The sequence below is a fragment of the Streptomyces sp. NPDC029014 genome, from assembly GCF_055564695.1.
In genome coordinates, this window is sequence record NZ_JBVHVT010000001.1 from 147,803 (window position 1) to 160,804 (window position 13,002).

Here is a 13,002-nt window from a genome sequence, read left to right on the forward strand (position 1 = left end):
CACCCTCCGTCGTGCGGCGGCCACGGTCCGCCGCCGGTGGTGTCCCCGGACCACAGGGCGCGCAGAATTGAGGAGGCGGCCCGCGACCTGCCGTGCGGGCCCGGACAGCCACCCGCGCGGGCCTGCGCGCACCGGGCGGGCCGTGCGCGGAAGGGGGCACGGTATGCCAGCGGCCCGGCCGGGGGGCGAGCACGAGCCCAGCCCGCTCCGCTCCGAACCGGGGGCTCTGCTGGAGGACGTGGCCGTCGCCGTCTTCGGCATCGACGCGCAGGAGCGGGTCTGCTACTGGGGCCCCGGCGCGCAGAGCCTCTTCGGCCACCCGGCCGAAGCCGCGCTGGGTCGGCCCGCCGCGGACCTCTTCCCGCCGCCGGACCCCGGGGAGCCGGGCGGCGCCGCACGCCTCGTCGAACGGGCCCGCACCCTCGGCTACTGGCGGGTGCGGATGCCCGCCCTGAACCGGGACGGCGCCGTCATCGACTGCGGGTTCCGGGGCTTCCCGCTGGCCGGCCCCACGGGCTCCTCCGTCGTCCTGGCGCTGGCGGCCCGGGGCGACGAGCTCAACCGGGTCAAGAGCAACCTCGTCTTCCTCGACGCGCTCTTCAAGACCTGCCCGATCGGCCTGGTCATGCTCGACGAGGAACTGCGTTACGTCCACCTCAACCAGGCCCTGGCCGACATGGACGGCATCCCCCTCGCCGACCACCTCGGGCGGCCCGTCGGCGACATCATGATCACCTCGGACGGCGGCGAGTACCAGCGGATGCTGCAGACCGTGGCCCGTGGCGGCCGGACCGTCGTCGGCGCCCTCGTCGGACTGCGCACCCCGGGCCGCCCGGACCGCGACCAGGTCCGCTCCGTCAGCTTCTTCCCGCTGAGCGGAGCCGGCGACACCCGGCGCGGCGTCGGCGGCCTGATCGTCGACGTCACCGACCGGGAACGGGCCATCCTCGAAGCCAGCGCCGCCCGCCAGCGCCTCGCCCTGCTCGACCGGGCCGCCGCCCGCATCGGCACCACCCTCGACCTCGACGTCACCGCGGACGAACTGGTCCGGGCGGCCGTGCCCGACTTCGCGGACGGCTGCGTCGTGGAACTCGTGGAATGGATGGACGAGACCGAGGACTTCGACCCGCAGCTGCCGCTCCTCACCCGGCGGATCGCCTGGGGCACCGTCCTCGACGCGCCCGCCGGCGAACTCGTCCGCGGAGCCGAGCGGGTCGTCTACCCGCCCGGCTCCCACATCCACGAGATGCTCAGCACGGGCCGCCCGCTGTCCTTCCCGGTCGACGCGGAGTTCCTGGCCCGGAACGTCGCCCACGCGCAACGCGCCCGGCTGCTGCTGGAGAGCGGCTTCGCCGACATTCTCATCGCCCCGCTCATCGCCCGCGGCACCGTACAGGGCATCACCATGTTCGGCCGGTCCGCCCGCCGGCCCGCCTTCGCCCCGGAGGACCTCAGCCTCGCCGGCGAACTCGCCTCCCGCGCCGCCCTCTGCCTGGACAACGCCCGCCTGTACGGCCGGATCCAGGACATCGCGCTCACCCTCCAGCGGGCGCTGCTGCCCAGCGCCCCGGACGCCGGCCCGTACGTCGACATCGCCCACCGCTACCTGCCGGGCAGCCGCGTCACCGAGGTCGGCGGCGACTGGTACGACTCCATCGCCCTGCCCGGCGGCCGGGTGGCCCTCGTCGTCGGCGACGTCATGGGGCACGGGGTCCTCGCCGCCGCGTCCATGGGCCGCCTGCGGATCACCGCCAAGACCCTGGCCCGGCACACCTCCGACGACCCGGCGGCCCTGCTCGCCGAACTCGACGAGTGCGCCCAGGAGGCGGGCATCGAATGGGCGACCTGCCTGTTCCTCGACTACGACCCGAACACGGGCAGCGCCCGCATCGCCAACGCCGGCCACCCGCCGCCGCTGCTGCGCACCCCGGACGGCACCGTGCGCACCCTCGGCGAGAACCTCGGCGAGAGCCTCGGCGTCCCGCTGGGAGTGGGCGGCGTGGCGTACCGCGCGATCACGGTCGACGTCCCCGAGGGCGCCGTCCTCGCCCTGTACACCGACGGCCTCGTCGAGGCCCGCGGCCACGACATCGACACCGGTGTCGACGCCCTCCGCAGCCGTCTCGCCGGGCCCGTCGACTCCCTGGAGGAGGCCGCGGACCGGATCCTCGCCGAACTCCTGCCCGACGCGGGCGCCACGGACGACACGGTCCTCATCCTGGCCCGCGTCCGCCGCCCGCCCCCGCCCCCCGGCGCCGCGCCACGATGACCCCCGCCTACCGGCCCGCTCCGACCCGGTCGCGCAGCCGGGCCCGGGCGGAACCGGATCCCCGCCCCTCCCGTCTTCGTTCCGGGACGTGCGAGGGGGCCGGGTCGGAACATGGCGCAGGGGAAGTACGGGCTGCCGCGCGGGGCGGCCGTCCTCGGGTGGGGAGCGCTGGCCGGCGGTCTGCTCGCGTTCCACCGTGCGCTGCCGGACCTGCCCGGCCGGCCCGCCGGGCTGCTGGAGACCTTCCTGCCCTGGCTCGGCCTGATCGTCCCGGCCCTCCTCGGCGGGGCCCTGCTGCGCCGGTCGGCCCCGGCCGCGTACGCTGCCGCGCTGCCCGCGGCCGCCTGGCTCTGGCTCTTCGGCGGCTTCCTGCTCCCCGGCCCGGACGGCGCGGACGGGGCGCCGGACGCCGCCGGCATCGTCGCCGTCCAGCACAACGTCGGCGACGACAACCCCGACCCCGCCGGCACCGCACGGGCGCTGGCCGCCACCGGCGCCGACCTGATCGCCCTGGAGGAGCTGACCCCCGCCGCGCTGCCGGCCTACGCGGCCGCCCTGGCCCCGCAGTACCCGTACCACGCGGCCGTCGGCACCGTCGGGTTGTGGTCGCGGCATCCCCTCGCCGACGCCCGGCCCGTGGACATCCGGCCGGCGGGCCTGGGGGAGGACTGGAACCGCGGGCTGCGGGCCACCGCCCGGACACCGCGCGGGGAGGCGGCCGTGTACGTGGCGCACCTGCCCTCGCTCCGCCTCGGGGCCCACGGCTTCGGATCCGCCCGCCGGGACGAGAGTGCGGTGCTGCTCGGCCGGGCGCTCGCCGCCGAGCCGCTGCACCGGGTGATCCTGCTCGGCGACCTCAACGGCACCGTCGACGACCGCGGGCTCGCCCCCGTCACCGCACGCACGACCCGGCCCGGCCGGGACTTCGCCTTCAGCTGGCCCGCCGCCCTGCCCGTGGCCCGGATCGACCAGGTCCTCACCCGCTCGGCGACCGTGGTACGGATCCGGAACCTGCCCGCGACCGGGAGCGACCACCTCCCGGTCGCGGCCGACATCAGGTTCTGACGCCGGCCCGCGCCGCGGCCGCCCGCGCGAGCACGAGGTCCGCGAACCGGGCGGGCCCTTCCGCCTCGTGGTCCATGAACAGGTTCGGCTCCACCAGCTCCAGCTCCATCACCACCGGCGACCCGTCGTCGGCTTCGGCGATGTCCACCCGCGCGTACAGCAGTGCGTCCTGCCGTCCCGGTACGGCGGCCAGCGCCGCCCCGGCCAGCGCGAGTTCGGCGGCCGACGGCCGGTGCGGCCGCAGGTTCGGGTGGGGGACCCGCTCGTTGTCGACGACGCCGGTCTCGGTGAGCAACGGGTCCTTGCGTATCGCATGGCTGAACGCGCCGCCGAGGAAGACCAGCGCCCGCTCGCCCTCGTCGATCCGGGACAGGTACGGCTGCACCATCACCGTGGCCCCGGCGCCGTGCAGTTCGGCCACGTGCCCGGCCGCCAGGTCGTGCTGCGCCTGCGTGTAGCGGGCGGTGCCGTACGCGCCCGCCGACACGGAGGGCTTCACCACGAACTGACCGCCGTCCGGCAGGACCACCTCCTCGCCGGGCGCGATGAACCGGGTCGGGACCACGGGCACACCGAGCCGGGCGAGGTCCTGCAGGTAGACCTTGTCGGTGTTCCACCGCACGACCCCGGCCGGATTGTCCAGCCGTGACACGGCCTGGACGGCATCGGCCCAGGCCAGGAACTCGCTGCGGCGCAGCGGGTAGTCCCAGGTGGACCTGATCACCACCGTGTCGCACGCCGACCAGTCGAAGTCGGCGTCGTCCCAGGCCACGGCCACGGCGTCGACGCCCCGCGCCCGCAGGGCCTCCAGCAGGGCCGGCATGTCCGAGTCCTCGTCCAGGCCCGGGGTCGAGGTGGCCAGGGCCACCCGGGTGGTGACGGTCATCCGCATCTCCTTCGCAGCAAGCTCGTGCGCCGGAGTGCGCCCCGGCGCGGCCGCATCAGGCTAGGTGCCTGCGGGCGGGCGCGCGACGGCCTTTTCTCGCGCACCCGCGGACCGCTGCGGGGGAGGGGAGGGAGGTGCGCGGCCCGGGGCCCGCCCGAGGGGGCGGAGGGAGGAGGCGGGCGGCGGCCGGAGGAAGGCGGCAGGTCAGCGGCTACCGGGGCGGGATGCGCCCCGGGCCGCGGACCCGGCGGTGTGCCGGACGCGCACCCACAGGGGCAGCGCGTACCAGCACACCAGGTACCAGAGCAGCACCCCGGCCACGATCCACGGCACCGCGGCGGCGTCCGTGGCCACGCGCAGGATCAGGAACAGGGCGGCGACGAGCGTGGCCAGCAGCAGCACGATGCCGACCATCGTGAGCCGGGAGGCCCACACCACCGCCTGGGGTTTGACCCGCCGCCCCGCGACGATGCGGTGCAGGGAGACGGGCCCGATCAGCGCGCCGGTGGCCAGGGAACCGAGGACGACCGTGACGGTGTAGATCGCCCGGTCCGTCTGGGACAGTTGTTGGAAGTGCTGAGTGAACGCCACGGTCAGCAGGAACCCGAACAGGATCTGGACGCCCGTCTGGGCGACCCGGATTTCCTGGACGAGTTCCTGCCACTGCCGGTCGGCCCGCTCCTCCTCGGTTTCGTCCCGGCCGCGTGCGGCGCGATCGGCGTCAGGTTTCAAGGGTGTCCTTCGTCTTCTCCTCGGCCTCGCGGATGTCGCCCTTGATCCGTTCCGCGCGGCCTTCGGTGGTCATGCGCTCGTCGTCCACGATGCGGCCGGTGGCTTCCTTGGCCTTGCCCTTGAGCTGCGCGGCCTTGGCCTTGGCCTTCTCCTGGCCTGACATGGTGACTCCCTCCTGGGAACGGTGAACACGCATGCGTCTGACCCGTGGTACGGGCCGCAAACGCGCCCGACCGGAAGTCCCGGGCCGGGCGGGGCCCGTCAGGGCTTCGAGGTCTCCCCGCCCATGACGTCGCGGAAGGCGGCCATGCAGGGCACGCAATGCGCATCGGTCTCGGTGTATCCGGACGGGAGGAGGGGGCGGCCGCACAGGGTGGCGGAGCGGTCGCGGGCGACGACGTGCCAGACCGGGTCCTGCCCGGTGGCCGCCTCGCCGAGGTGCATTTCGTACATGAGACTTCCCCGTGTGCTCGACAGCTCGTGCATCCACCACACCAGGGCCCGGCCCGGACGGCCCGACGAGTGGGCCGTCCGGGTGACGCCGGGGCGCCGCGCGGGCACGTCCGGGGATACGAAAAAACCCTGGACCGAATTGGCGTCCAGGGTTTTCATCCGCGTATATTGGAGAGTTCACGCCCCCCGGTGAAGGTAGGCGTGAAGAAGCTTTACGAGGACACTGTATCGGGTCGGGAGTGGAATTGTCAACCGAGGAATTCCGTAAAGAGCAGCAATTCATCGACGCGCTCTACGCGCGCCTCGATGACCTGCGCGATCAGGCCGAACGCGCCGTGCACGGCGCGTTGGCGGCCGGCGCGGGAAACAGCGGACAGGCGCGCCTGGAACGCGACATCCTGGTCGCCGAACAATCCGGGCTGCTTTCCGCGCTGAACTCGGGCGAGAGCGGACTCTGCTTCGGCCGTCTGGAGTTCTCCGACGGGCGCGACCACCACATCGGCAGGATCGGAATCCGCCGCGACGACGCCGAGCGCACCCCCCTCGTCCTCGACTGGCGGGCCGAGGTCGCCCGCCCGTTCTACCTCGCCACCGGCCACCACCCCATGGGCCTGCGCCGGCGCCGCCACCTCACCACCCAGGGCCGCCGCGTCACCGCCCTGCACGACGAGATCCTCGACCTCACCGACACCGAGCGCACCGGACACGAGGGCGCCGACGCGGACGCCGTGCTGCTCGCCGCGCTCGACGCCGCCCGCACCGGCCGCATGCACGACATCGTCGAGACCATCCAGGCCGAGCAGGACCGGATCATCCGCTCCCCGCACCGCGGGGTGCTGGTCGTCGAGGGCGGCCCGGGCACCGGCAAGACGGCGGTCGCCCTGCACCGGGCCGCCTACCTGCTGTACGCGTACCGCGAACTGCTCGCCAAGCGCGGCGTGCTGATCGTCGGCCCGAACCCGGCGTTCCTCGGCTACATCGGCGAGGTGCTCCCGGCACTCGGCGAGACGGGCGTCCTGCTCGCCACGATGGGCGAGCTCTTCCCCGGCGTCCGCGCGACGGGCACCGACCGGCCCGGCGCGGCCGCGGTCAAGGGCCACGCCAGGATGGCCGGGGTCCTGGCCCGCGTCGTGCAGGACCGGCAGACCCTGCCGGAGACCGTGCCCGCCGGCAGCGGCGAGGACAGCGCCGTCGTCCCCGAGCCGGCCCTGGAGATCGACCACGACGAGTACGGCACGCTGCTGCTGGACCGGACCATGGCGTACGAGGCCCGGGACCGGGCGCGCGGCACCGGACTGCCGCACAACCTGGCCCGCCCCTACTTCGCGTTCTCCGTGATCGACGCGCTCACCGAGCAGCTCGCCGACCGGCTCGGCGCGGACCCGTTCGGCGGCCCCAACCTGCTGGGCCCGGACGACATCGCACAGCTCGGCAAGGAGATCGCGACGAGCAGCGCGGTGCACGCCGCGATCGACGTGCTGTGGCCGCCGCTCACCCCGCGCCGGCTGGTCGCGGACTTCCTCGCCGACCCCACCCACCTGCCGGACGGCGAGGCCGAGCTGATCCGCCGGGCGACGTCCGCGCCCGGCGACTGGACGCCGGCCGACGTCCCGCTGCTCGACGAGGCCGCCGAGCTCCTCGGCATCGACGACAGCGCCCAGCGGGCCGCCGAGGAACGCGCCCGGCAGGAGCGCATCGCGTACGCGCAGGGCGTGCTCGACCTGTCCGCCGGGTCGGAGTCGTACGAGTTCGAGGACATGGAGAACGAGTTCCTCGCCGCGCACGACATCATCGACGCCGAGCGGATGGCCGAGCGCCACGAGGAGGACGACCACCGCAGTACGGCCGAGCGGGCCGCCGCCGACCGTACCTGGGCCTTCGGACACGTCATCGTCGACGAGGCGCAGGAGCTGTCCGCGATGGCCTGGCGGCTGCTGATGCGGCGCTGCCCGACCCGTTCCATGACGCTGGTCGGCGACCCGGCCCAGACGGCCGACGAGGCCGGCTGCGGTTCCTGGGGCCAGGTCCTGGACCCGTACGTCGGCGACCGCTGGGAGCTCGTCCGCCTCGGCGTCAACTACCGCACGCCCGCCGAGATCATGGACGTCGCCGCCGCCGTGCTGCGGGCCCGCCACCCCGGCTTCGAGCCGCCGCGGTCGGTGCGCTCGACCGGCCGGCGGCCCTGGGTGCGGGCCGAGGACGACCTGGCCGCGGCGGTGGCCGACGCCGTGCGCCGGGGCACGCCCGCGGAGGGCCGGCTCGCGGTGATCGCGCCGCGGGCGGTGCACGAGCTGCTGGTCCGGGTGCTGCCCGGCGCGCACGCCGGTGCGGAGCCCGATCTCACCCGGACCGTGGTGCTGCTGGAGCCGCGGCAGGCCAAGGGCCTGGAGTTCGACTCGGTGATCGTCGTCGAGCCCGCGGACTTCGCCCCGAGCGACCTGTACGTGGCCCTGACCCGGGCCACCCAGAGCCTCGGCGTGGTCCACACCGGCCGCCTGCCCGAGGGGTTGGCGGAGGCGGTGGCGGTGTAGCGGCGGACCGGACCCGCTGCCGGGTCGTCAGGCCGCGACCGGGGTCCGGCCCGGGCCGCGGTCCGAGTCGCCGGCCGAGTCGCGGGCCGGGCTCTGTTCTCCGTCCCGGGTCTCCGTCTCCGCGAGTGCCCGGAGCTGCTCCAGGCGCGCGCGGGTCTCCTCGTCCCGGGGCGCGTACGTGACGAGACGCGGTCCCGGCGCCGGGCCGAGCCACAGGCTGGTGTGCTCCAGGTGCAGCAGCCCGACGTGCCGGTTGAGGATGTTCTTCGTCCTGGCGCCCTGGTCGACCACCTCGCGCCGGGCCCACACCTCGCGGAACTCCGGGGAGTGCGCATCCAGCCGGGCCACCAGCGCCTTCCAGGCGGGCTCGGCCAGGTGCTCGGCCATCGACGCGCGGAACTTGGCCGCGAGGATCCGCAGCATCTCCGCGTGGTCGACGACGGCCTCCCGCCAGTCGGGGTCGGTGAAGGCCAGCCACAGGCAGTTGCGGTCCTCCGCCGGCAGTGCGTCCAGATCGCACAGCAGCCGCCCGTACGTGCTGTTGTACGCGAGGATGTCGTACCGGCTGTTCTGCACGCAGGCCGGCAGCGGCGCCAGCTGGTCCAGCATCTCCCGCAGCGCCGGGGTCACGCTCGGGCACGGCGTGTTCGGCGCCGGGTCGGCCGTGCCGGCCAGGGCGAACAGGTGCGTGCGCTCGCTCGCGTCGAGCAGCAGGGCGCGCGCCACGGCATCGAGGACCTGCGCGGACACCTGGATCTCGCGGGCCTGCTCCAGCCAGGTGTACCAGGTGACGCCGACCGCGGAGAGCTGGGCGACCTCCTCCCGGCGCAGCCCCGGCGTGCGCCGCCGGCGCCCGCGCGGCAGTCCGACCTGTTCGGGGGTGATGCGCTCGCGGCGGCTGCGCAGGAACTCGGCCAGCTCGTGCCGGCGCACGTCGCTCCGGGGTGCCACAGTGGTCATGCCACCAGGGTGCCGCACCGCAGATCCGGTTGCCAGGTACTGCGGGTACCAGGATAAGGAGACTCTGGTACCAGGCTGGGCGGGGCGCGATCGTCGGTGGTGTGAGTGAGACGACCGTACGAACCATCGCTGCCGCCGCCCCGGACGCGGCCGCCGCCGCGCGCGTGGCGCCCGCCGCGGCCCGCGCCACCGCCCCTGCACCCCCTCCCGCCCCCGCCCCGGCCGCGCTGAGCCCGATGGGGCTCTTCACCGTGCTGCTCGGCGCCGCCCTGCCGATGGTCGACTTCTTCATCGTCAACGTGGCACTGCCCGCCATCGACCACGACCTCGCCGCCGGCCCCGCCGTGCTCGAACTGATCGTCGGCGGCTACGGCGTCGCCTACGCCGTGCTCCTCGTCCTCGGCGGCCGCCTCGGTGACACCGCCGGGCGGCGCCGGCTCTTCCTCGCCGGCATGGCCGCCTTCGGCCTCACCTCCCTCGCCTGCGGCCTCGCCCCCACCGCGTGGACCCTCGTCGCGGCCCGGGTGGCCCAGGGCGCCGCGGCCGCGCTGATGCTGCCGCAGGTGCTCGCCACCATCCAGGCCACCACCCAGGGCCCGCGTAGGGCCCGGGCGATGAGCCTGTACGGGGCCACGGGCGGGCTGTCCATGGTGGCCGGGCAGGTCCTGGGCGGCGTCCTGGTGGCCGCCGACGTGGCGGGCCTCGGCTGGCGCTCGGTGTTCCTGGTGAACGTGCCGGCGGCCCTCGTCGGGCTGGTGCTCGCCGCCCGGACCGTGCCGCAGACCCGCTCGGACCGGCCCGCTTCGGTCGACGTACCGGGAACGCTGCTGCTGGCCCTGTCGCTGGTCTCGCTGCTGCTGCCGCTGACCGAAGGGCGGGCCACCGGTTGGCCGCTGTGGACCTGGCTGCTGCTGGGCACGTTCCCCGTTGCGGCCGTCGGCTTCGTCGCCGTGGAGCGCCGCGCCGACCGGCTGGGGCGGACCCCGCTGGTGCCGCCGAGCCTGCTGCGGCTGCCGTCGCTGCGACGGGGGCTGGTCCTGCTGGTGCCGTTCTCGATCGGGTTCAGCGGCTTCATGTTCGTGATGGCCGTGGTCCTGCAAGAAGGCCTGCACAAGGGGCCGGTGGCCGCCGGGCTCGCCCTCGCGCCCATGGCCGTCGCCTTCTTCGGGGCCTCGCTGGCCGGGCCGCGGCTGACCGGCCGGTTCGGCAGCCGCGTCGTCACCGCGGGCGCGGTCCTCCAGGCCGTCGGCATCACCGTGGTGCTGCTCACGCTCCGGTACGGCGGGCCGCAGCCCGGCGTCGTCGAGCTGGCCCCGGGCGTGGCCGTCGCCGGCCTCGGCCAGGGCTTCCAACTCCCTGTGCTGATCCGGCTGATGCTCGCGGACGTGCCGGCCGAGCGGGCCGGGGTGGGCGGCGGCGTCGTGACCACCACCCAGCAGTCCGCGCTCGCCCTCGGCGTCGCCACCCTCGGCAGCCTGTTCCTCGCCCTGACCGCCGCGCACGGCATGCGGACGGCGCTCACCACGGCCCTGCTGGTCCAGCTGGCCCTGATCGCCCTCACGACCGCCCTCAGCCTCCGCCTCCCCCGCACCATGCAATGAGCGGCCCCGGTCGCCATTTTTCCTCGCCAGGCAGACGGCGCCGCCGCGCTGCTGGCAGACTTCGACGGGGTGGGCGGCAAATGCGTTGCTCCTGCGGGCGATTGGGGTCTCAGGTTGCGAACCCGGCGTGCTGGCCTGGTCTACCTGTTACTTGCACTGGCGGGGCCGATCGGATCCCTGTGGATCGCTCACGAGCGTGGACTGGGGGTAGCGGCAATAGCGGCGCCCCTGTTGCCGACGATCGCTTCGTCGTATCTCGCCTGGGCGGCGTTCCGATCTGATCGTTCCGAGGCCGCTGCGGAGGGCGGACTGGGGCAGATCGCCGACCACCTGGCCCTCGCCGTGCGCCGTCAGTGGGAGGCGGAAGCACGCGTACGGCGGCTCAATGACCCCTATCCCTTGCCGGTCTCTTGGGTGCCGGTGGACGCGGGCCTGGTGGAGGATTGGGCACGGCTGGAATCCATTGCCGTGAGCTGGCCCGGCCAGTCGCAGCCCGACCGGGGCGGATGGTCCACCGGCCCCGCAGAACTCGCCGGGACTGCCGGGCAGATCGCCGAAGTGCTGCTGCAGAGAGTCCCTACCGGCCGGCTGGTGGTCCTCGGTGCCCCGGGCTCGGGCAAGACCATGCTGCTGGTCCGTCTGCTGCTGACGCTGGCCGAGCAACGTTCTTCCGGCAGCGCCGTCCCGGTGCTGTTCTCCCTGTCGCCGTCCCGGTGCTGTTCTCCCTGTCGTCGTGGAATCCGGTCGAGCAGGAGTTGGATGCCTGGTTGAGCGAGCAACTCGTCCAGGACTACGAAGGGCTGCGGGAGCCGGCTCCGGGCTCTTTGGAACGGATGAACTGCGCCCAGGCGCTGCTGGCACACCGACTGGTCCTCCCTGTTCTGGACGGCTTCGACGAGATACCCCCATCTGTGCGTCCAGCCGCGTTGGACCAGATCAACGCGGCATTGCCCCTGGGTCAAGGCGTGGTTCTGTCGAGCAGGGTTCAGGAATACCGACAGGCGCTTTCTCCTGCTTCCTCCATCCCCTCGAAGCTCGCCGGGGCGGCGGGGGTCGAACTGCAGCCGGTCGAGACCGAAGTGGCCGCCGACTATCTCAGGCGAGACTCCGGCGGCGAGGCGACCGCGGCAGCGGCACGCTGGGACCCTGTGGTCGCCCATCTGCGCCGCGGCCTGGTGGCAACTGCGGCACGCCGCCCCGCTGCCCCTCGTCGGCATCGTGGTCGGTCTCGCGAGCGGCGTGGCAGGCGGGCTCGTGGCCGGACTCGGAGCTGGCATCGGCATCGGGTTCGGCTCAGGTTTGGGCACGGGCATCCTCCTGGGCTTCGGCGTCGGACTGCCGATCCGGCGGGTGAGCCAGACCGGCCGAGGCCCCCTGAGCGGGCTGGCAGGCGGCTTGGCCGGTGGGCTCGGCGGCGGTCTGGTGGCCGGGCTGGCGAGCCAGATCGGCGTCGGACTCGCCGTCGGGCCTGCCGGAGGAAGCGCGGCCGGCCTCGGCGTCGGGCTCGCAGTCGGGCCCGCAAGCGGTCCGAGAGGAGGCCTGGTCGGCGGTTTCGTCGGAGGAGCTGCAGCCGGCCTGATGTCCGGACTCGGTACGGGAGTTACTTCGGGCATCGTCAACGGCATCGGAATCGGGCTGGCGGCTGGACTGACGGCTGTGCTCACAGGGAGGAACGAACCGGCGCAGAGGCTGCACTGGTCCCCGGTCGGCATCGCCGGCGGCCTCGCGGTCGGGCTGGCGCTCGGACTGGCAGCCGCGCTCGTTGCCGGGCTCGCTGCCGGGATCACCGTCGGCCTCGTCACCGGAGTCGTCGGCACACTGATCGCCGGGCTGGCAGGGGCACCGACGAACCTGACTGCAGCAGGTGATCCGAACGCCGTACTGATCCGGGACTTTCGCACTTTCGCAGTCATTGCCCTGGCAACAGCCCTTGCTGTCGGAATCGTCGTCGAGTTGGTGACCGGACTTGCGGTCACCACGGAACGGCAACTGGCCACGAGTTCAGCTGTGTTGCTCACGGCCGGAATCGTTCCCGGCGTTTGGATGGGGCTCGTTTCCGGCCTCGCGCTCGGACTTGCCCAGGCCGCCTGGGGTGCCTTCGGCATCGTGCGCTGCTGGCTGGCCCTGCGGGGCAAACTGCCATGGCGGCTCATGAGCTTCCTGGCCGACGCTCACGAACAACGAGGGGTTCTGCGCCAAGTGGGAGCGGTCTACCAGTTTCGTCATGCTGAACTGCAGCGTCGGCTGGCGGCAGGCGACTGAGACTGCAGGAGACCCTGACGATCTTACGAGGCCCCATGCCCCGACCGGCGCGACGAGCCGGGCCCCACGGCCTCGGGGCCCGACAGGTCGTCCGGCGGGCAGATGTGATCGCGGCGCACGCGCCACCGGCCGCGGCGGGGGTGTCACCGGGCGCCCCACCTCCCGTACAGTCCGTGATGTGGTGCCGACGCTCCGTCAGGGAGCGCTGCCGGGTAGGCGACAGCGCCAGGAAGCAGGAGGAGA

At 73.9% G+C, this 13,002-nt stretch carries 11 protein-coding genes; 6 read left to right on the forward strand and 5 right to left on the reverse strand.

From position 1 onward, the window contains the following. Positions 1-163 precede the first annotated feature (163 nt). Positions 164-2,269, forward strand: coding sequence for a SpoIIE family protein phosphatase (locus ACZ4VL_RS00860; RefSeq protein ID WP_468193917.1), 2,106 nt, complete (start codon positions 164-166; stop codon positions 2,267-2,269). A 111-nt stretch (positions 2,270-2,380) separates the two neighbouring features. Next, positions 2,381-3,334, forward strand: a complete 954-nt coding sequence (locus ACZ4VL_RS00865; protein ID WP_468193920.1) for an endonuclease/exonuclease/phosphatase family protein — start codon at positions 2,381-2,383, stop codon at positions 3,332-3,334. Here the strand turns inward: ACZ4VL_RS00865 and ACZ4VL_RS00870 are convergent. From ACZ4VL_RS00870 to ACZ4VL_RS00885, 4 genes are all read right to left on the reverse strand, one after another. Then, positions 3,324-4,220 (reverse strand): ATP-grasp domain-containing protein, encoded by an 897-nt coding sequence (locus ACZ4VL_RS00870; RefSeq protein WP_468193923.1) that lies wholly within the window; start codon positions 4,218-4,220, stop codon positions 3,324-3,326. The genes ACZ4VL_RS00865 and ACZ4VL_RS00870 overlap by 11 nt on opposite strands. A 204-nt stretch (positions 4,221-4,424) precedes the next feature. Beyond that, a complete protein-coding gene (locus tag ACZ4VL_RS00875; RefSeq protein WP_468193925.1) occupies positions 4,425-4,952 on the reverse strand; it encodes a DUF6328 family protein in 528 nt (175 codons plus the stop codon). Beyond that, entirely contained in the window at positions 4,942-5,115 is a 174-nt protein-coding gene (locus ACZ4VL_RS00880; RefSeq protein ID WP_468193929.1) for a CsbD family protein, read from the reverse strand. Before ACZ4VL_RS00880 ends, ACZ4VL_RS00875 begins: the two co-directional genes overlap by 11 nt. A gap of 98 nt (positions 5,116-5,213) precedes the next feature. After that, positions 5,214-5,405 (reverse strand): hypothetical protein, encoded by a 192-nt coding sequence (locus ACZ4VL_RS00885; RefSeq protein ID WP_404232618.1) that lies wholly within the window; start codon positions 5,403-5,405, stop codon positions 5,214-5,216. A gap of 245 nt (positions 5,406-5,650) precedes the next feature. Between ACZ4VL_RS00885 and ACZ4VL_RS00890 the strand changes: the two genes are divergently transcribed. Then, on the forward strand, positions 5,651-7,936 hold the full coding sequence (locus ACZ4VL_RS00890) for a HelD family protein (RefSeq protein WP_468193932.1): 2,286 nt from the start codon (positions 5,651-5,653) through the stop codon (positions 7,934-7,936). Between the two features lie 27 nt (positions 7,937-7,963). Here ACZ4VL_RS00890 and ACZ4VL_RS00895 read toward each other — a convergent pair whose 3' ends face one another. Then, a complete protein-coding gene (locus ACZ4VL_RS00895) occupies positions 7,964-8,896 on the reverse strand; it encodes a helix-turn-helix transcriptional regulator (RefSeq protein ID WP_468193935.1) in 933 nt (310 codons plus the stop codon). 236 nt (positions 8,897-9,132) lie between these two features. Between ACZ4VL_RS00895 and ACZ4VL_RS00900 the strand changes: the two genes are divergently transcribed. The 3 genes from ACZ4VL_RS00900 (at position 9,133) to ACZ4VL_RS00910 (ending at position 12,759) form a co-directional block, all read left to right on the forward strand. Further along, the gene (locus tag ACZ4VL_RS00900; protein WP_468194222.1) at positions 9,133-10,497 is read left to right on the forward strand and encodes an MFS transporter; all 1,365 of its coding nucleotides are present in this window, start codon (positions 9,133-9,135) and stop codon (positions 10,495-10,497) included. A 231-nt stretch (positions 10,498-10,728) separates the two neighbouring features. Beyond that, positions 10,729-11,268, forward strand: a complete 540-nt coding sequence (locus tag ACZ4VL_RS00905; RefSeq protein ID WP_468193937.1) for an NACHT domain-containing protein — start codon at positions 10,729-10,731, stop codon at positions 11,266-11,268. 447 nt (positions 11,269-11,715) lie between these two features. After that, positions 11,716-12,759 carry a hypothetical protein gene (locus ACZ4VL_RS00910; RefSeq protein ID WP_468193939.1) on the forward strand — a complete coding sequence of 348 codons (1,044 nt, stop codon included), beginning with the start codon at positions 11,716-11,718 and terminating at the stop codon, positions 12,757-12,759. Positions 12,760-13,002 lie beyond the last annotated feature (243 nt).